We start from the raw sequence: 16,186 nt of genomic DNA, 5'->3' as shown, positions 1-16,186 counted from the left end.
CGCAAGGCGGTTCAGGGGAATGTTACATGTATATACTTAACATGTTCAGTAAAGTGGCCCGCAGCGCCTGCTGCGTCAGCGTGGTTTTGGCAGCGACCGTCGTCGGCGCGCATGCCGCAAATGTCAAGGTTCGCTTCGCCTATGTCCTCGCCGACAGCATGCTGCCGATCATGGCGGCGAAGAAGGACGGCGCTTACGAAAAGGCGGGCATCGATCTTGAACTGACAGAAGTGCAGGGTGGTCCGGCCGTGGTGGCTGCAATTGCCGCCGGCGAGGCCGATATCGGCTACGCCGCGCCGGTGCCGCCGATCAACGCGCGGCTCAATGGCGTCAACGTCAAGATGATCCTTGCCTTGGCGCATGAAGTTGATCCCGACAAGAAATTCCAGTGGCTCATCGCCTCCAAGGCGTCTGGCGTCAAGACGCTCGCCGACCTCAAGGGCAAGAAGATCTCCTTCAACGCCAATGGCGGCCTTTGCGAGCTGACTTGGCGTGATCACCTGCAGAAGGCCGGCATTTCCTTCGACGAAGTCCAGCCGGTCGTGCTGCCCTTCACGCAGCAGGAGGCTGCACTCGAACAGGGTGGCATTGATGCGGCCTGTACCGTGAATCCCTTCTTTGCAGCGATCAACGCCAATGCGAATATCGGCGCCACCGTTATTGCCGATGGCATGCTTGCCGATGAGAAGGAACCCGTTATTCTTGATGTTATCTTCGCTTCAGACGAATATCTGGCCGCAAACCGCGAAGTTCTGAAGAAATTTGCTGCAGTGACGGACGCCGCGCGCAAGGAATTGCTGTCGGACCCCGCGAAGGTAGAGGCCGCAGCGGTGGAATTTCTCGGTCTGACGGCGGAGACAGCCAGAACGTTCAAGCTGCCGATCGTCAAGCCGACGATGGCAATTTCAACGGCCGACGTCCAGAAGCTGCTCGACTCCATGCACAAGACCGGCATGCTCCCCGAACCCGTCACGGCAGACAAGATGGTCGACAATCTGGCCGATTGATCGAATTTCTTGGCCGGTGCTCCCGGCGCCGGCCGCTTTCTTTCCAGGGGACACCGCAATGCCAATCATTCTCGAAGCCGACTCGTTGGCAAAATCCTATGGCACCGGCTCGTCCCGGCTCAGCATCCTTGATGGGATCAGTTTCAAGGTCGAGCAGGGCGAATTCGTGTCGATCGTCGGCCCGTCGGGCTGCGGCAAGACCACTCTGCTGATGGCAATCGCCGGCCTGCTGAGGCCGGACAGCGGGAGAGTAAGCTTCAAGGGCAGGGCGCTTGACGCGCCGACACCCGGCATCGCCGTGGTGTTTCAGGATTACTCCCGTTCGCTCTTCGCCTGGAAGAGCAACCTCGAAAATGTCGTTTTCGGTATGGTGCGCAACAAGGGCGTGACCAAAGCCGACAAGCGCGAGCAGGCGCGCGAACTGCTTTCTGCCGTCGGGCTGGAAGGCTTTGCCGATCGCTATCCCTGGCAATTGTCGGGCGGCATGCAGCAGCGCGTGGCAATCGCGCGCGGACTGGCCTCGCAAAGCGAGTTGCTGCTGCTCGACGAGCCGCTCGCCGCCGTCGACGCCCAGACACGTGCCGACATGCAGGACCTGCTGCTCAAGCTTGCCGAACGGTATAAGCAGACATGTGTCCTGGTTACGCATGATGTTGAGGAAGCAGTCTACATGGCCGACCGTGTGGTGGTGCTGACCCGTCGGCCGACCAGCGTCGATCACGAAATTCTTGTCGGCCTCGGCAAGAAGCGCGACCAGCTGACGACAAGGGAAGATCCTCGCTTCCTCACCATACGCCATGACGTGATGGCGGCGATCCGCCGCTTCCGCGCCCAGACTCCTCTGGTCGAGAAAGCCTGAGCATGACGTTGGAACGCTGGATTCTCCGCTTGCGGGCGCTCATTTCCTTCCTGCTCGTGGTGGCCATATGGCAGCTGGTGGCATGGCTGGAATTCGTGCCGCGCAAATATTTCCCCACCATCCCAGAGGTCGCCGCCGGCTTCTGGTCGATGCTGATGTCGGGCGAACTGATTGCGGGCGATGCGCTGACGCTGACACGCGCGATCATCGGCATTGCCGGCGCCTCGATCATTGGCGTGGCGTTGGCATTGCTTGCCGAGATCTCTCCAACTTTCAAGGCAGGGTTTCGACCGATCGCGGCGCTGATCCAGCCCATTCCCCCGGCCGCACTGGTGCCGATGGCGATCTTCATGCTCGGGCTCGGCTTCAAGCTCTACGCCTTCATCATCATCCTCGTCACCATCTGGCCGCCCTATCTCAATGGCGCGGCAGCGCTGTCGGCGGTCAGTGATGTGCAGGTGAAGACCGGTCGGATGCTGGGTCTCTCGGATCGCGAGATCCTTCTGACGATCAAGCTGCCGGCAGCATGGCCGGAAATCTTTTCGGGCATCCGTTATGCGGCGACGATCAGTCTGATCGCGGTCGTGGTTGCCGAAATGCTCGCGGGCCGCGACGGGCTCGGCTTCATGCTGATCCGCAAGGCCTTCGCCATGCGCATCCCGGAAGTCTACGCCCTGATGTTCGTCTGCGCGCTGAATTGTGTGGTCATCAACATGGTCGTCAATCTCGCACGCCGGAAGATAGCCGGCTGGCACATGCAAATGACGGAGCGCACGGCATGACGCGATTGCACAACAGCTTTCCCTGGAACGCCTTGGTCCTGCCGGCAGCGCTTCTCATCGTCTGGCAGCTGCTGGCACTGCGCGCGGGCACGCCGCTGTTTCCCGGCCCTCATGAAACCGCCAAAGCCATTGGTCGGCTCTATCCTGCCATCACGAGCCAGCTCGGCTACACACTCATGCGTGCCAGCATCGGCTTTTTCATTGCCGCTGCGATCATGATTCCCCTTGGCATCTTGCTTGGCCGGCTGAAACTGCTCGGGCAGGTTCTCGAACCGGCAATCGACATGCTGGCGACGCTGCCGCCGCCGGCCGTGGTTCCGATCGTCATGCTTTTTGCCGGCACCGGCGATAGCGCAAAGATTGTCGTCATTGCCTATGCCGCTGCCATGCCCCTGCTGATGAACACCTATGAGGCGTCGAAGACCGTGCATCCGACCACCAATCTGGTCGCCCGAGCGATGCATCTCACCCGTTTCGAGGCCATGCTGCACATCGACCTGCCGGCGGCCATGCCGATGATCGCAACCGGTATACGGCTTGCCGTGTCGGCATCGCTGCTTGTCAGCGTCACGTCGGAAATGCTGCTCGCCACCAATGGCATCGGCGTCTTCATCCAGCGCCAGCAGGAGAATTTCCAGATCGCCGGCGGTCTTGCCGGTATCGCCTTCATCTCGCTCGCCGGCCTCGTCATCAACAGCCTGGTCTTGCAGTGCGAGAAGCGCTGGCTTTTCTGGCACTACCGCAATCCAAACAACAAGAGTTGAACCATGAGCAAGCGGAAGAATGTCCTCTTCATCATGTGCGATCAACTGCGCCACGACTACCTGTCATGCGCCGGGCATCCGACGCTGAAAACGCCGAATATCGACAGTCTCGCGGCGCGTGGCGTGCGCTTCTCCCATTGCTATGTGCAGTCCACCGTCTGCGGCCCTTCCCGCATGAGCGCCTATACCGGCCGCTACATGCGCTCGCACGGTTCGACCCAGAACGGCATCCCGCTGCGCGTCGGCGAGCCTACCATCGGCGACCATCTGCGCGCACTCAAGGTGCGGACCGCCCTGATCGGCAAAACCCACATGGTGGCGGACCAGGAAGGCATGCAGCGCCTTGGCATCGACCCGGCATCGATCATCGGCGTGCATGTTTCGCAATGTGGGTTCGAGCCCTTTGAGCGCGACGACGGGCTGCATCCCTCGACCGACTACGACCCCGACCCCGCCTATGACCGTTATCTGCGCGATCTCGGCTTTGAAGACGCCAATCCGTGGGAACACTACGCCAATTCGGGCGAAGGCGATGATGGTGAGGATTTCAACGGGTGGCTTCTGACCCACGCCGACAAGGCGGCGCGCATTCCCGAAGAGCATTCCGAGACGCCGTATATGACGCGGCGCGCCATTCGCTTCATCGATGAGGCCGAGGCCAGGGGCGAAAGCTGGTGCGCGCATCTCTCCTATATCAAGCCGCACTGGCCCTATATCGTGCCGGCACCCTATCACACAATGTATAGCGCACGGGACGTCAAGCCGGCAGTGCGCCACGTGGCGGAGCGGGTCGATCCGCATCCGGTTCTCGCTGCCTTTCAACAGGAGCGTTATTCGCTCAATTTCTCGCGCGACGAGGTGCGGGAGAAGGTGATCCCCGCCTATATGGGCCTGATCAAGCAGATCGACGACCAGATGGGCGTTCTGTTTGATTTCCTTGAGGCGCGTGGCCTGTTCGACAACACGCTCATCGTCTTTACATCCGACCATGGCGACTATCTCGGTGACCATTGGCTCGGCGAGAAATACATGTTCCATGATGCATCGGTGAAGGTGCCGCTGATCATTTACGACCCTTCGCCCGAGGCAGATGCGACGCGCGGATCTGTGCGTGATGATCTGGTCGAGATGATCGACATGGCGCCTACCTTTCTCGAATTCCTGGGTGGTGGCAGCAAGCCGCATATTCTCGAAGGACGCTCTGCACTGCCGCTGCTGCGGGACGCAAGGGCATCGAATGGGCGCCGCTATGCGGTCAGCGAATATGATTATGCCGGCGATCGGGTGCGACTGGCGCTTGACCTGCCGGTTTCGGAATGCCGACTCTACATGATCACCGATGCTCATCACAAGCTGGTCACCGGGCCGGGCATCGCACCCATGCTGTTCGACCTCGCCGGTGATCCCGACGAACTTGTCGACCGCGGCCGCGATCCTGAGATGACCCCCGTGATCACGCGGCTCGACATGGCACTCAACCACTGGCTCCAGACGCCCGCCAACCGTATCACCGTGCCGGATGACTGGGTCACCTCGACGGATGAGAAAATGCGGTACTTCGATCCGCTGATCGAACAGGGTGTGCTGATCGGCTATTGGGACGAAGCGGAACTGGAGGAGCAGCGCAGGGCACGGGCTGCGTGGCTCGCCAATCAACGCTGACGCAGCAGTCCAAGTCGGGCGGCACATCGCCCGAAAGGTTAAGGGAGACGGAGAGCGTTTGGTTTTCCCTGTACACTGTACTGCGGATGTCAGGCTGATCGGGACGAGTGTGCAGTGGGCCTTGGGCGATGATCAGCGCGGCGGGCTTGACGTCCGCATTGATCCTTTCGGTATCAATTATGCGGTCATGGCTGGTGCGTCCGGCATGGCATGGTGCCGCTCTCCGGCTTCGGCTGGCGTTATCTTTCCGATAGGTTTCGGGACGCGTCAATTACGAAGGCCATCCAGACGAAACGCTGCCTGGCCGGGATACAGGTGAAGTCCGAAGCCTGCAGCCTGTTCTGCGCGGGGGCTTTGAACTCAAGGTTCACGCGGTCCACTGGGCTTGGGGCCGCCATGTGAGCCTCCATCCCTAACGCCTCGATCGACAAAACGCAGGCCGTGGGGGCCGCCCGGCGGCCTTTCAGCCTCCGATGCCGCGTGCCAAGTTCGGGCCGGCATCATGCCGACCCGATGAACTCGGGGCTTAGCCCCATTTCATCTCCCCCTTGGCGACCTTGGCGCCAAGCTCGAGCGAGGAGACATCGGCGAGGTCCGGATACCGTCTGGTCATCGCGGCAATCAGTTCTGCGCTGTCCTTGCTCTTCTTCATCTCTTCCTCGAAGGCGAGGAGATAGTCGCGCGTAAAGGTCACGGCCTGGAGGCCCTGAGGGGCACCGGCCACCTGATGGCCCGGCACCACGATCTTCGGCGCCCTGGCGATGATGCCGTCCAGTGCCTTGACCCAGGCGGCGCGGCTGTCGGGCGTCGCGGTATCGGCGACCCAGACATGGATCCCGGAATCCACAAGCACGCCGCCGAACACCGCCTGCAGGGCGGGAACGTAAAGGTAGCGCCGGTCGTGCATGTCGCTAATCTCGACGATCTCGATGCGCGTGCCTTCGAGATCAAGCGATGTCGCCTCGGAGATTTCGGGGATGACGACGTCGGCCAGCGTCTGTGGGCCGTTTTCCTTCAGTTGCGGGCCCCAGACCGAGAGCTTTTCGGTGACATTTGCCTTGATCGCGGCGACGGTGGCCGGCTTCGCAATCACCTTTGCATCGGGAAAGGCTTCGACCACCGGGCGAAGGCCGAAATAGTAGTCCGGATCGTTGCAGGTCACATAGATGGTCGTCAGCCGCTTGCCGGTCTTTTTGATGGCTTCAGCAACTGCCTTTCCATCGGACAGGGTGAAGCCGCCATCGATGAGGATTGCCTGCTTCTGGCCGGCGAGAAGCACAGGGGTCCGGCGAAAGCCGCTTTCGTCGGCCTGGAAATAGGTCCAGTCGAGCGCGGCACTGGAAGCTCTGGCTGCGGTGAGCGGAAGGGCCACAAGGCCGGCGGCGGCAGAGAGTTTGATGACATCGCGACGGTTGATCATCGGGCTTCCTCGAGCGTTTGATGTTGATGTTCGCTTCATCCCAGATCTTGCTTGAGTGATAAATATCGGCCATTCGTACAGACTGTCTGAATGGATCGAACAATAGCATGAGCGACCTCCTCAATCTGAACCGGCTGATCTATTTCACCACCGTCCTGGAGGCCGGCTCCTTCACGGCCGCAGGCGATCGGCTGGGTGTGGCGAAGGCGGTGGTCAGCCATCAGGTGGCGATGCTCGAGAAGGAACTCGGGGTCACGCTCCTCACCCGCACCACCCGTCGCCTGCGGGCAACCGAGGAGGGGCGGCTCTTCTACGAACGCTGCACGGAAATCCTGCGTGACGCGGAATCGGCCTATGCCGAGGTCTCGCAGCACAGGATCGAGCCGAGCGGCGTGCTGACGCTGACGGCACCGCTGGATTACGGCTCTGCCGTGCTGGCACCAACCATTGCCGCCTATCTGGCCCGTTATCCGAACATGCGGGTGGATGTCGCCTTCGATGATGAGATCAGCGACATTGCTGCGGAACAACTCGATCTGTCGATCCGGGTGGGATGGCTGGCGGATTCCAGCCATCCGGCGCGCCGGCTGGGCGGTTTCCGGCAGTTGCTGGTGGCAACGCCAGCGCTCGCGCAACGCATCGGCAGCGTCAACGAACCCGCCGATCTGGAAAACCTTCCCTGGATCGCCAATGGGGCGCTCAGGAATGCGCTGCGCTGGACTTTCTCCCGTGATGGTTCGTCTGTAACGATCGAGCCCGGCTCCATGGTCAAGACGGACAAGACGCCGGCGGCCTATGCCTGCGCACTGGCGGGTATCGGGGTCGGGGTTTTCCCGGATTTTCTCGTGGAGCCGGATCTTGACGCTGGACGGCTCGTTCATCTCCTGCCGCAATGGTCGCTGCCGGAGGGTGGCATCCATGCGGTTTTTCCTGTGGCGCGGTTCCGGCCGGCGAAAGTGCGTGTCTTCCTCGACCTGCTGGTGGCGGCGGAACGGGAGCGGCGCCGTGCCAGCAGGCCGGTTTCCAGCCCGTGACACCCATGCAGCAGCGCGGGTACCGATCGCTTTCGTTGCCTATCTTCAGGCGAGGAGGGATAAGCTGGCCGACCTCACGTCAGGTCGATCCAGGCCGTCTTGAGGTCGAGATACTTTTCGAAGGCGTGCAGAGATTTGTCGTGGCCGTTACCAGACTGCTTCACACCGCCGAGCGGAACGGTGATGTCGGTGCCGCCATAGGTGTTTACATGCACAACACCCGCTTTCAAACCGCGGATCATGCGATGGGCGCGTGAAAGATTACCGGTCCATACGGCAGAGGCTAGCCCGTAATCGGTGCCGTTGGCGATCTGCAATGCTTCACCTTCCGACTCGAAGGGAATGACGGTCAGCACCGGGCCGAAGACCTCCTCACGGGCAATGCCCATGCCAGGCGTCGCCTCCAGCACGGTTGGCTGCATGTAGAAGCCGCCAGTTTCTTGCAGGATCCGCTTGCCGCCACCCCGCAATCTCGCGCCTTCGGCAAGAGCGCTTTCCACATGGGAAAGGTTCTTGGCCAGCTGCGCTTCACTGCTCACGGCACCAGCCTGGGTGCGAAGGTCGAGCGGATCGCCCACTCGCATGTCCGTGGCAAGCGCAACCAACTGCGCACAGAAATCCGCGTGGATGGACTTTTCTACCAGAAGACGCGACCCGGCGACGCATACCTGCCCGGAATTGCGGAATATGCCATTCATCGAAACCTGCGCCGCCTTGGCAAGATCGGGCGCATCGGCAAAGACGATATTGGGCGATTTTCCGCCAAGCTCCAGATAAACACGCTTCAGGTTCGAGCGTGCGGAATATTCCAGCAGCCTGCGCCCGACCGGGCCTGAGCCGGTAAAGGCCAGCACATCCACATCCATGCTCAGGCCGAGCGCTTCGCCTGCAATAGCGCCGCGACCGGTTACAACATTGAGCACGCCGTCCGGCAGACCCGCCCGGCTGGCCAGTTCGGCCAGTTTCAGCAGGGTCAACGAAGCCCCTTCGGCTGGTTTCAGCACCACCGAATTGCCCGCCGCAAGGGCAGGTGCAATCTTCCAGGCGGCGATCATCATCGGGAAATTCCACGGCACGATGGCGGCCACCACGCCAACCGGTTCGCGATGCACCAGCCCGAGAATCCCGGGAGCCGTCGGGGCGATTTCTCCATAGAGCTTGTCGATCGCCTCTGCATAATAACGGAATGTCTGGGCACAGGAGGCGGGTTCGGCCTTGAGCGCCATGGAAATTTCCGTGCCATTGTCGCGCACGCCCAATACGGCCAGCTCAAGAGCATGGCTTTCGACGAGGTCCGCCAGCTTCAGCAGCACCTTCCTGCGTTCAGCAGGTGCGGCCTTCGACCAGCTCCCCTTTTTGAAAGCGTTTCGCGCCGCCGCCACGGCCAGATCGACATCGCTGCGGTCCGCATCGGCGATGGTGGTGATGATCCTGCCATCGATGGGTGAGATGACATCCATCCGCCCACCGCTTTCGGCCTCGCGCCACGCCCCGTCGATGAATAGCGAAGCGTTGGCAATGCTCTGTTGGCGAAGGCGATTGATCCCTTCCTGCATGGTGGTCGTCCTTGTTGGAGGTCGTGCAGGCGCGCGAGGCGCGCCTGCTGCTGCTTACTCTTCCTGACCTGCGCCCAATCTGGCAAAGGCAGTCGGGTCGGCCGCCTTCAGGCGAAGGGAGAGCAGGAGGCCAATTACGGCGGCAATCAGTACCAGTCCGGGCAGGAATACCGCCAGCACGCCTTCCGCACCGGCCAGACCACCGAAATTGACTGCGATGAAGTAGACGAGAACGCTCAGTATCACGCCGGAAATGACCGGAAGGATGGTGGTGGAGAAGGGGTTCGATTCCAGCCCCGGATTGCGGCGGAAGAAGGCAAGGATGGAGAAGGCGGTCATGGCCATCAGAACGATGATGGCAAGCGTTGCCACATTGGTGAGCCAGGAAAACAGCGCCAGCACCGGATCAAGACCCGCATAGGCAAACAAAGCGACGACGAGCGTGGCGATGGCCGTCTGGACCAGAGATCCAACGTGCGGGCTCTGGAAAACATGATGGGTGACACCAACCGATGCCGGAAGCAGCTTTTCGCGACCCGCAACATAGATGTAACGGGCAACGCCGTTGTGGAAAGCCAGCACGCCCGCAAAGAGGCTGGTCACAAACAGCACCTGCATGACCGGCGCGATCCACTGGCCGACATAGCGTTCCGCAAGAACGAACAGGAATGTGGTGGGATCAGCCAGGCCGCCCAGGCTGGCGCTCAGCTTGTCTGCCCCTTCGCCCATCACCATCAGCCAGCTCGTCAGCATGTAAAACAGGCCGATAATCAGCACGGAGATATAGGTTGCGCGCGGCACCGTGCGGTGTGGTTCGCGTGCTTCTTCGCTGTAGATCGTCGTGGCTTCGAAACCGATGAAGGCGGCAAAGCAGAAGAGGATACCAATCGCCGGCGATCCGGAGAAGAAGGCGGGCGCGGTGAAGGAAACCGCAGTAAGCCCGCTGTCGCCACCCGAAAACAGAATGCCCGCATCAATGACAAGCACGACAGCATATTCGAGGATGACGAGCACGGTCAGCAGTTTCGCGGAAAAATCCACCCGCCGATAGCCAAGCACACCCACCGCTGCAATGCCGATGAAGGTAAAGACCCACCAGGGCAGAGTCAGGCCCAGGCTGGCCAGAAGCCCGGAGGTGGCAGCGCCGAACATGCCGAACACGCCGATCTGCATGGCATTATAGGCAAGGATGGCGATGAGCGCCGCAGCGCCGCCCAGTGCGCCGCCAAGCCCTTGCGCGGTATAGGCATAGAAGGCCCCCGCATTACGGATATGGCGGGCCATTGCGACGTAGCCGACGGCAAAAATCAGCAGGATTGCCGTCACCAGAAGAAACGTGCCGGGAATGCCGGCACCATTGCCCAGCAGCATGGCAAGCGGCACGCCGCCCGCCACGGCCGTGAGCGGGGCGGCGGCCGATACGACCAGAAAGGTCACCGCAGCCGTGCCGAGTGTGTTCTTTTTAAGCCGGTTTGCACCGGGTGTCGAAGTTTGGATGGCGTCCATTTCTAGAGTTCCCCTCTTCTGTCGCCAGTTGACTTTGAAAATCCCAGTCACCCGCCCTGTTTCCTATTGCTTTTCTCGGACGGTCGCTTACTGGTTCATTATTTGAACCTCAGCTTCAAATATAGACTTGCAAACAGAACTGGCACCTGTCAAGGTATTTCGCATGTTAAGTATCTAGTCGCTGCGAAATCAAAAGGGCCTTGAACCATTGCGCCGAAACCAGGCGCGGATCGCGCGAGGGAACCAATGAGCACGATTGCGAAGGCAATGCATCTTCTGAACACACTGGCAGACATGCGCATGGAGCCCGGCCTGACCGACATTGCAACGGCATCGGGCATGGACAAGGCGACGACCCGGCGCATGCTGGTGGAGCTTTCGCGATTCGGCTTCGTGGAGCAGGACCTGCTCACCCGCCGCTACCGCCTGGGCTCGGCGCCGGTACGGCTGGCCCGCATCCGCGAGCAGCGCTATCCCTTCGCCAGCATCGTTGCGCCCTTCGCCCGCGAACTGGTCGCAACGACCGGTGAGACCGTTCATGTTTCGGAGCCGGCGGGCGACAGGCTAGCGACCGTACATGTCGAGATGAGCGACTATACGCACCGGGTCATCATCGATCCCGGTCAGTTGCTGCCGCTTCATGCGACAGCATCCGGACTTGCTTATCTGTCGACCCTCGGCCCGGCGGAACTGGAGGCGACATTCGCAACGCCGCTGACGGCATTCACGGCTGCCACAGCCACCTCGACCGATCAGCTGCGCGAACGGCTGAATGAAGGGCGGCGGCTCGGCTACTGCATCAGTGAAGGCGGCTACGAAGCGGGTGTGATGAGTGCTGCCGCTGCCATACTCGACGCCAAGGGCAGGGCGCGCGGCACCATCGCGGTTGCCGGACCGGCCATGCGCGTCGACCGCGCGAAACTTGAGGAATTCGGGGCACACGCCGCCGAGATCGCCCGCTCCATCGAGAGGGCATTATGGGGAACCCAGAAGACCGGGCAGGACCGGCACGGGAGAACGGAATGGATGACAGCAGAAAGGTCGAAGACCCGAGCGATATCGCAATCCTGATTGTCGGGACAGGCGATACGAAAAGCGCCGAACTTCTCTTTATTGCGGAGACGGTGCGGCAGGCCGGCGGACGACCGGTGATGATGGACGTGAGCATCCTGAAGGATCCGCCCTATGTGCCGGATTACTCCCGCTTCGATATTGCGGAGTCCGCCGGTGTCTCGATGGATGACATCATCCATTCGGGCGATGAGAATACGTCCATGGCGCTGATGGCAAAGGGCGCGATGGCACTTGCCGAAAGACTGTATCTGGAAGACGAGATCCGTGGCACGGTGCTTCTGGGCGGTTCCATGGGGACGGATCTGGCGCTTGACGTGGCCGCCGTTCTGCCGCTCGGCGTGCCGAAACTGTTGATTTCCACCATTGCCCATTCGCATCTTTTGCCCCCGGAGCGCATTTCGCCGGATCTGATGACGATCCTGTGGTCGGGCGGGCTTTACGGCCTCAACGAGATCTGCCGTTGCATTCTCTCCCAGGCGGCAGGCGCCATCGTCGGTGCGGCGAGGCATGGTTGCAAACCGCGTAAGGACAAGCCGCTCGTCGGCATGACCTCCCTTGGCAGCAGCTGCCTCAGCTACATGAAGATCCTGAAACCCGCCCTCGAAGCGCGCGGTTATGACGTTGCCGTCTTCCATTCCACCGGCATGGGTGGGCGCGCCTTCGAAGCCATTGCCGCCAAGCGCGGCTTTGCTGCCGTCATGGATTTCTGCATCCAGGAGGTGTCCAATCATCATCACGGCACCGTCGTCACATCCGGGGCGGATCGTCTGGAGAACGCCGGCCTGGCCGGGATTCCGCAGATCGTGGCACCGGGCGCCATCGACATGATCGATCTGCCGGCCTGGCAGGTCATGCCCGCCCATTTCGCCGACCGGCCCTATCACGTTCATAACCGGCTGCTCGGTTCGGTGACCTCCACGGTCGAGAAGCGTCGGGAACTGGCCAGGCTGGTTGCCGAAAAGCTGATGAAGGGAAAGGGGCCTCGCGCCTTTCTGCTGCCGCTGACCGGCGTGCAGGAATGGGACCGCGCGGGCGAGCCGCTCCACGACCCGGACGGTCACATCGCCTTCATCGAGGAAATCAGCATCAGCCTGCCGGATGACGTTCATCTGGAACGGGTGGATGCGCATATCAACGCGCCGGAATTTGCCGAACGCGCACTCGCCATATTCGACGCCTGGGTTGCCGAAGGCGTCATTCCGAAAGGTCAGCCATGAACGAGACCCGAGCCCTTATCCTCGATTTCGGAGGTGTGGTGACGCGCACACTCTTCGAGACCCACGACGTGACCGAACGCGCACTTGGCCTTGCACCGGGAACGCTAACCTGGCGCGGCCCCTTCGACCCGGCGAGCGATCCGCTCTGGTTTTCGATGCAAAATCGCGAGATCACCGAGCGCGATTACTGGATGGAGCGCACCCGCGAGGTTGGCCGCCTGGTCGGCGAAGACTGGACGGACATGAAGACCTTCGTGCAGCGTGCGCGGGGGGCGGATGCGGATCTGGTGCTGCGTCCCGAAGCGCGCGATGCCATCCTTGCCGCGAAGAAGGCGGGGTTGCGTCTCGCCATCCTCTCGAACGAGCTGGACCTGTTCTACGGCGTCGAGTTCCGTCGCCGTTTTCCACTGATCGATCTCTTCGATGTCATCGTCGATGCGACCTATACCGGCATCCTCAAACCCGATCCGCGCGCCTATGAACTGGTGCTGGCCGAATTGGGCCTGCCCCGTGAGGCCTGCGTGTTCGTGGACGACCAGGCGAAAAATATCGAGGGCGCCGAAGCGGTCGGTCTCCCCCATGTTCATTTTGACGTGACGCAGCCGGCGGATGGCTATGCGCGTGCGCTCTCCATGCTCGGTCTTTGAAAGGATATTTCCATGCGTGATTCCAATTTCCTGATGGAAAACAACGCCCGCCATGTCTGGCATCCCATGGCGCATCCGGCTGAGATGCGCAAGAATCCGCCGCGTATCGTGGCTGCTGCCGACGGCGTGGAGATTGTCGATGTCCACGGCCAGCGCCTGCTGGATGGCGTCGGCGGTCTGTGGAACGTCAATCTCGGCTATTCCTGCGATCCGGTGAAACAGGCGATCCGCGAGCAGCTCGACGATCTGCCCTACTATTCGGCCTTTCGCGGCACCACCACTTCGCCCCTGATCGAGCTGTCCTACGAACTGGCTGACTGGTTCAAGGAAGATGGGCTGGTGCGATCCTTCCTGACATCGGGCGGGTCGGATTCGGTCGAAACCGCACTGCGGCTTGCCCGCCAGTACCACAAACTGAACGGTCAGCCGGAGCGCACCAAGTTCATCGCTCTGAAGAAGGGCTATCACGGCACCCATTTCGGCGGCGCTTCCGTCAACGGCAATTCCAATTTCCGCCGCGCCTATGAGCCACTGCTGCCGGGCGTCTACCACTTGCCCGCCCCCTTCACCTACCGTAACCCGTTCAACACCACGGACGGCGCCGAGATCGCCAGTGCCATTGCGCGCCAGTTCGAGGAGGAAATCGCCTTCCAGGGTGCCGATACGATTGCGGCGTTCATCATGGAGCCGGTGCTGGGAGCCGGCGGTGTCATCGTGCCGCACGAGACCTTCATGCCGCTGATGCGGGCAGTCTGTGACAAGCATGGCATTCTCCTGATCGCCGACGAAGTCATCACCGCCTTCGGACGCACCGGTGCCTGGACGGGCTCACGCCTGTGGGGCGTGAAACCTGACCTGATGTGCACCGCGAAGGCCATCACCAATGGTTACTTCCCCTTTGGCGCGGTGATGATCGGGCAGAAGGTGGCCGATGTGTTTGAGAACAATGACAGCAGCCTTGGCTCCATCGGTCACGGCTATACCTATTCCGGCCATCCCGTCGGCGCTGCCGCCGCCATTGCGACGCTGAAGGAAACGAAGCGGCTGAATGTTGCCGCCAATGCTGCTGTGCGTGGCGAGGAACTGCTGGCCGGTCTTCTCCTGCTCCAGGAAAAGCATGAACTGGTGGGCGATGCACGCGGCAAGGGCCTGATGTGCGCGCTGGAACTCGTCAGCGACCGCAAGACCAAGGCCGCCGCCTCCAAGCAGGTGGTGCAGAAGGTCTATGACACCGCCTATGAGGCGGGCGTCATGGTGCGCACCTCCGGCTCCAACATCATTCTTTCGCCGCCGCTGATTATTACCGCCGAGCATGTCGAGCGCATCCTCTCCGCGCTGGATGCAGGACTATCGGCCGCAGCAGGAGTGTAAACCATGTCGAACAATGCAGCCTTGCTTGCCCGCCGTGAACGGCTTCTCGGCAAGAATGTCTCCACCTTCTACAATGATCCCGTGCATCTGGTAAAAGGCGAGGGGGTCTGGGTCTGGGATGCGGACGGACGCCGCTATCTCGATTGCTACAACAATGTGCCGCATGTCGGGCACTGCCATCCGCACGTGGTCGAGGCGATTGCCCGCCAGGCCGCAACGCTCAACACCCATACGCGTTACCTGCATGAGGGCATTCTCGATTATGTCGAGCGGCTGACGGCCACCTTCGATGACAGTCTCGATACTGCGATCCTGACCTGCACCGGCTCGGAGGCCAACGACGTGGCGCTGCGCATGGCGCAAGCCGTGACCGGCAAGACCGGGGTGATCGCCACCAATTTCACCTATCACGGCAATACCGCGGCCGTCTCGCAGCTGTCGATCCGCATGCCCCCCGTGGGCGGGTATGGCGGCCATGTGCGGCATGTCCCGGCGCCCGATGGTTATCGTCCTCTGGGCGGCGAGGGCGGCGAGGCGTTCACCCGCGCCTGGACCGAGGCGCTGAACGAGGCCATTGAAGACCTGAAGAAATCGCCTTTCGGCTTCTCTGCCCTGATCGTCTGCCCCTATTTCGCCAATGAGGGCTTCCCGCAACTGCCACCGGGCTTCCTGGTTTCGGCCGCTGAAGCGGTACGCAAGGCGGGCGGTCTTTTGATCTGCGATGAGGTGCAGCCGGGGTTCGGTCGCACCGGCACCCATTTCTGGGGCCATCAATATGCAGGCATCACGCCGGACATCGTCACCATGGGCAAGCCTATGGGCAATGGTCACCCCATTGGCGGCGTGGTTGCCAGCACCGATACGCTGAATGCTTTCCGCAAGGCCTTCCGCTACTTCAACACCTTCGGCGGCAACCCCGTCTCCTGCGCGGCGGCCAGCGCCGTGCTGGATGTGCTGGAAGATGAAAAGCTGATGGAAAATGCCCGCGTGGTGGGTGAATATGCCCGCGCCGGGCTGACTAAGCTCGCCGAAAAACACGATCTGATCGGCAATGTGCGGGGTTCCGGCCTGTTTTTCGGGGCAGAACTTGTGCTCGACCGGGCGACCAAGGAGCCGGCATCGGAGATCGCCACCCGCGTTATCAATGCCATGCGTGAACGTGGCGTGCTGATGGGCAAGCTCGGCGTACAGCAAAATGCCACCAAGATCAGACCGCCCATGCCTTTCTCCAGGGAGAATGCGGACCTGATGCTCTCCGTCCTCGACGATGTGCTGGCCGGTCTCTGA

The 16,186-nt window shown here is 61.4% G+C and carries 14 protein-coding genes; 11 read left to right on the top strand and 3 right to left on the bottom strand.

Annotated features, from left to right (window positions below; all coding sequences use genetic code 11):
- Nucleotides 1-53 precede the first annotated feature (53 nt).
- From KLP42_RS08885 to KLP42_RS08865, 5 genes are read left to right on the top strand one after another with little or no spacing between them, the layout of a single operon-like run.
- Nucleotides 54-1,007 (top strand): ABC transporter substrate-binding protein, encoded by a 954-nt coding sequence (locus tag KLP42_RS08885; protein ID WP_215565842.1) that lies wholly within the window; start codon nucleotides 54-56, stop codon nucleotides 1,005-1,007.
- 58 nt (nucleotides 1,008-1,065) lie between these two features.
- Nucleotides 1,066-1,866, top strand: coding sequence for an ABC transporter ATP-binding protein (locus KLP42_RS08880; protein ID WP_215565841.1), 801 nt, complete (start codon nucleotides 1,066-1,068; stop codon nucleotides 1,864-1,866).
- 2 nt (nucleotides 1,867-1,868) lie between these two features.
- Nucleotides 1,869-2,648, top strand: coding sequence for an ABC transporter permease (locus KLP42_RS08875; protein WP_215565840.1), 780 nt, complete (start codon nucleotides 1,869-1,871; stop codon nucleotides 2,646-2,648).
- Nucleotides 2,645-3,412, top strand: coding sequence for an ABC transporter permease (locus tag KLP42_RS08870; RefSeq protein WP_215565839.1), 768 nt, complete (start codon nucleotides 2,645-2,647; stop codon nucleotides 3,410-3,412). Before KLP42_RS08875 ends, KLP42_RS08870 begins: the two co-directional genes overlap by 4 nt.
- Before the next feature lie 3 nt (nucleotides 3,413-3,415).
- Nucleotides 3,416-5,074, top strand: a complete 1,659-nt coding sequence (locus tag KLP42_RS08865) for a sulfatase-like hydrolase/transferase (RefSeq protein WP_215565838.1) — start codon at nucleotides 3,416-3,418, stop codon at nucleotides 5,072-5,074.
- A 526-nt stretch (nucleotides 5,075-5,600) separates the two neighbouring features.
- On the opposite strand, the gene KLP42_RS08860 is transcribed toward KLP42_RS08865, so the two are convergent.
- Nucleotides 5,601-6,494: an MBL fold metallo-hydrolase gene (locus tag KLP42_RS08860; protein ID WP_215565837.1), complete on the bottom strand. Its 894-nt coding sequence runs from the start codon at nucleotides 6,492-6,494 to the stop codon at nucleotides 5,601-5,603.
- 107 nt (nucleotides 6,495-6,601) lie between these two features.
- On the opposite strand from KLP42_RS08860, the gene KLP42_RS08855 reads away from it, so the two are divergent.
- Nucleotides 6,602-7,528, top strand: coding sequence for a LysR substrate-binding domain-containing protein (locus KLP42_RS08855; protein WP_215565836.1), 927 nt, complete (start codon nucleotides 6,602-6,604; stop codon nucleotides 7,526-7,528).
- A 74-nt stretch (nucleotides 7,529-7,602) separates the two neighbouring features.
- On the opposite strand, the gene KLP42_RS08850 is transcribed toward KLP42_RS08855, so the two are convergent.
- Together KLP42_RS08850 and KLP42_RS08845 are read right to left on the bottom strand one after the other, a co-directional pair.
- Complete coding sequence (locus tag KLP42_RS08850; RefSeq protein ID WP_215565835.1) at nucleotides 7,603-9,084, bottom strand: aldehyde dehydrogenase; 1,482 nt, start codon at nucleotides 9,082-9,084, stop codon at nucleotides 7,603-7,605.
- 54 nt (nucleotides 9,085-9,138) lie between these two features.
- Entirely contained in the window at nucleotides 9,139-10,590 is a 1,452-nt protein-coding gene (locus tag KLP42_RS08845; RefSeq protein ID WP_215565834.1) for an APC family permease, read from the bottom strand.
- Nucleotides 10,591-10,836: 246 nt separating this feature from the next.
- Between KLP42_RS08845 and KLP42_RS08840 the strand changes: the two genes are divergently transcribed.
- Genes KLP42_RS08840 through KLP42_RS08820 form a run of 5 tightly spaced genes read left to right on the top strand, consistent with a single transcriptional unit; the run spans nucleotide 10,837 to nucleotide 16,186 of the window.
- On the top strand, nucleotides 10,837-11,661 hold the full coding sequence (locus KLP42_RS08840; protein WP_215565833.1) for an IclR family transcriptional regulator: 825 nt from the start codon (nucleotides 10,837-10,839) through the stop codon (nucleotides 11,659-11,661).
- The gene (locus tag KLP42_RS08835; RefSeq protein WP_215565832.1) at nucleotides 11,613-12,881 is read left to right on the top strand and encodes a Tm-1-like ATP-binding domain-containing protein; all 1,269 of its coding nucleotides are present in this window, start codon (nucleotides 11,613-11,615) and stop codon (nucleotides 12,879-12,881) included. Before KLP42_RS08840 ends, KLP42_RS08835 begins: the two co-directional genes overlap by 49 nt.
- Nucleotides 12,878-13,528 carry an HAD family hydrolase gene (locus tag KLP42_RS08830; RefSeq protein WP_215565831.1) on the top strand — a complete coding sequence of 217 codons (651 nt, stop codon included), beginning with the start codon at nucleotides 12,878-12,880 and terminating at the stop codon, nucleotides 13,526-13,528. Before KLP42_RS08835 ends, KLP42_RS08830 begins: the two co-directional genes overlap by 4 nt.
- 12 nt (nucleotides 13,529-13,540) lie before the next feature.
- Nucleotides 13,541-14,899 carry an aspartate aminotransferase family protein gene (locus tag KLP42_RS08825; protein ID WP_215565830.1) on the top strand — a complete coding sequence of 453 codons (1,359 nt, stop codon included), beginning with the start codon at nucleotides 13,541-13,543 and terminating at the stop codon, nucleotides 14,897-14,899.
- Nucleotides 14,900-14,902: 3 nt separating this feature from the next.
- Nucleotides 14,903-16,186 carry an aspartate aminotransferase family protein gene (locus tag KLP42_RS08820; protein WP_215565829.1) on the top strand — a complete coding sequence of 428 codons (1,284 nt, stop codon included), beginning with the start codon at nucleotides 14,903-14,905 and terminating at the stop codon, nucleotides 16,184-16,186.

Origin of the sequence: Rhizobium sp. CSW-27, assembly GCF_018760785.1 — a bacterium.
Lineage (GTDB): Bacteria > Pseudomonadota > Alphaproteobacteria > Rhizobiales > Rhizobiaceae > Neorhizobium.
The sequence above is the reverse complement of the archived record's forward strand: the minus strand, read 5'-3'. Positions and strand labels throughout refer to the sequence as shown.

What these genes read in the sequence shown, in the direction of transcription:
- KLP42_RS08880 (WP_215565841.1), top strand. Translation starts at nt 1,066, where the DNA reads ATGCCAATCATTCTCGAAGCCGACTCGTTGGCAAAATCCTATGGCACC.
- KLP42_RS08875 (WP_215565840.1), top strand. Translation starts at nt 1,869, where the DNA reads ATGACGTTGGAACGCTGGATTCTCCGCTTGCGGGCGCTCATTTCCTTC.
- KLP42_RS08870 (WP_215565839.1), top strand. Translation starts at nt 2,645, where the DNA reads ATGACGCGATTGCACAACAGCTTTCCCTGGAACGCCTTGGTCCTGCCG.
- KLP42_RS08865 (WP_215565838.1), top strand. Translation starts at nt 3,416, where the DNA reads ATGAGCAAGCGGAAGAATGTCCTCTTCATCATGTGCGATCAACTGCGC.
- KLP42_RS08860 (WP_215565837.1), bottom strand. Translation starts at nt 6,494, where the DNA reads ATGATCAACCGTCGCGATGTCATCAAACTCTCTGCCGCCGCCGGCCTT.
- KLP42_RS08855 (WP_215565836.1), top strand. Translation starts at nt 6,602, where the DNA reads ATGAGCGACCTCCTCAATCTGAACCGGCTGATCTATTTCACCACCGTC.
- KLP42_RS08850 (WP_215565835.1), bottom strand. Translation starts at nt 9,084, where the DNA reads ATGCAGGAAGGGATCAATCGCCTTCGCCAACAGAGCATTGCCAACGCT.
- KLP42_RS08845 (WP_215565834.1), bottom strand. Translation starts at nt 10,590, where the DNA reads ATGGACGCCATCCAAACTTCGACACCCGGTGCAAACCGGCTTAAAAAG.
- KLP42_RS08840 (WP_215565833.1), top strand. Translation starts at nt 10,837, where the DNA reads ATGAGCACGATTGCGAAGGCAATGCATCTTCTGAACACACTGGCAGAC.
- KLP42_RS08835 (WP_215565832.1), top strand. Translation starts at nt 11,613, where the DNA reads ATGGATGACAGCAGAAAGGTCGAAGACCCGAGCGATATCGCAATCCTG.
- KLP42_RS08830 (WP_215565831.1), top strand. Translation starts at nt 12,878, where the DNA reads ATGAACGAGACCCGAGCCCTTATCCTCGATTTCGGAGGTGTGGTGACG.
- KLP42_RS08825 (WP_215565830.1), top strand. Translation starts at nt 13,541, where the DNA reads ATGCGTGATTCCAATTTCCTGATGGAAAACAACGCCCGCCATGTCTGG.
- KLP42_RS08820 (WP_215565829.1), top strand. Translation starts at nt 14,903, where the DNA reads ATGTCGAACAATGCAGCCTTGCTTGCCCGCCGTGAACGGCTTCTCGGC.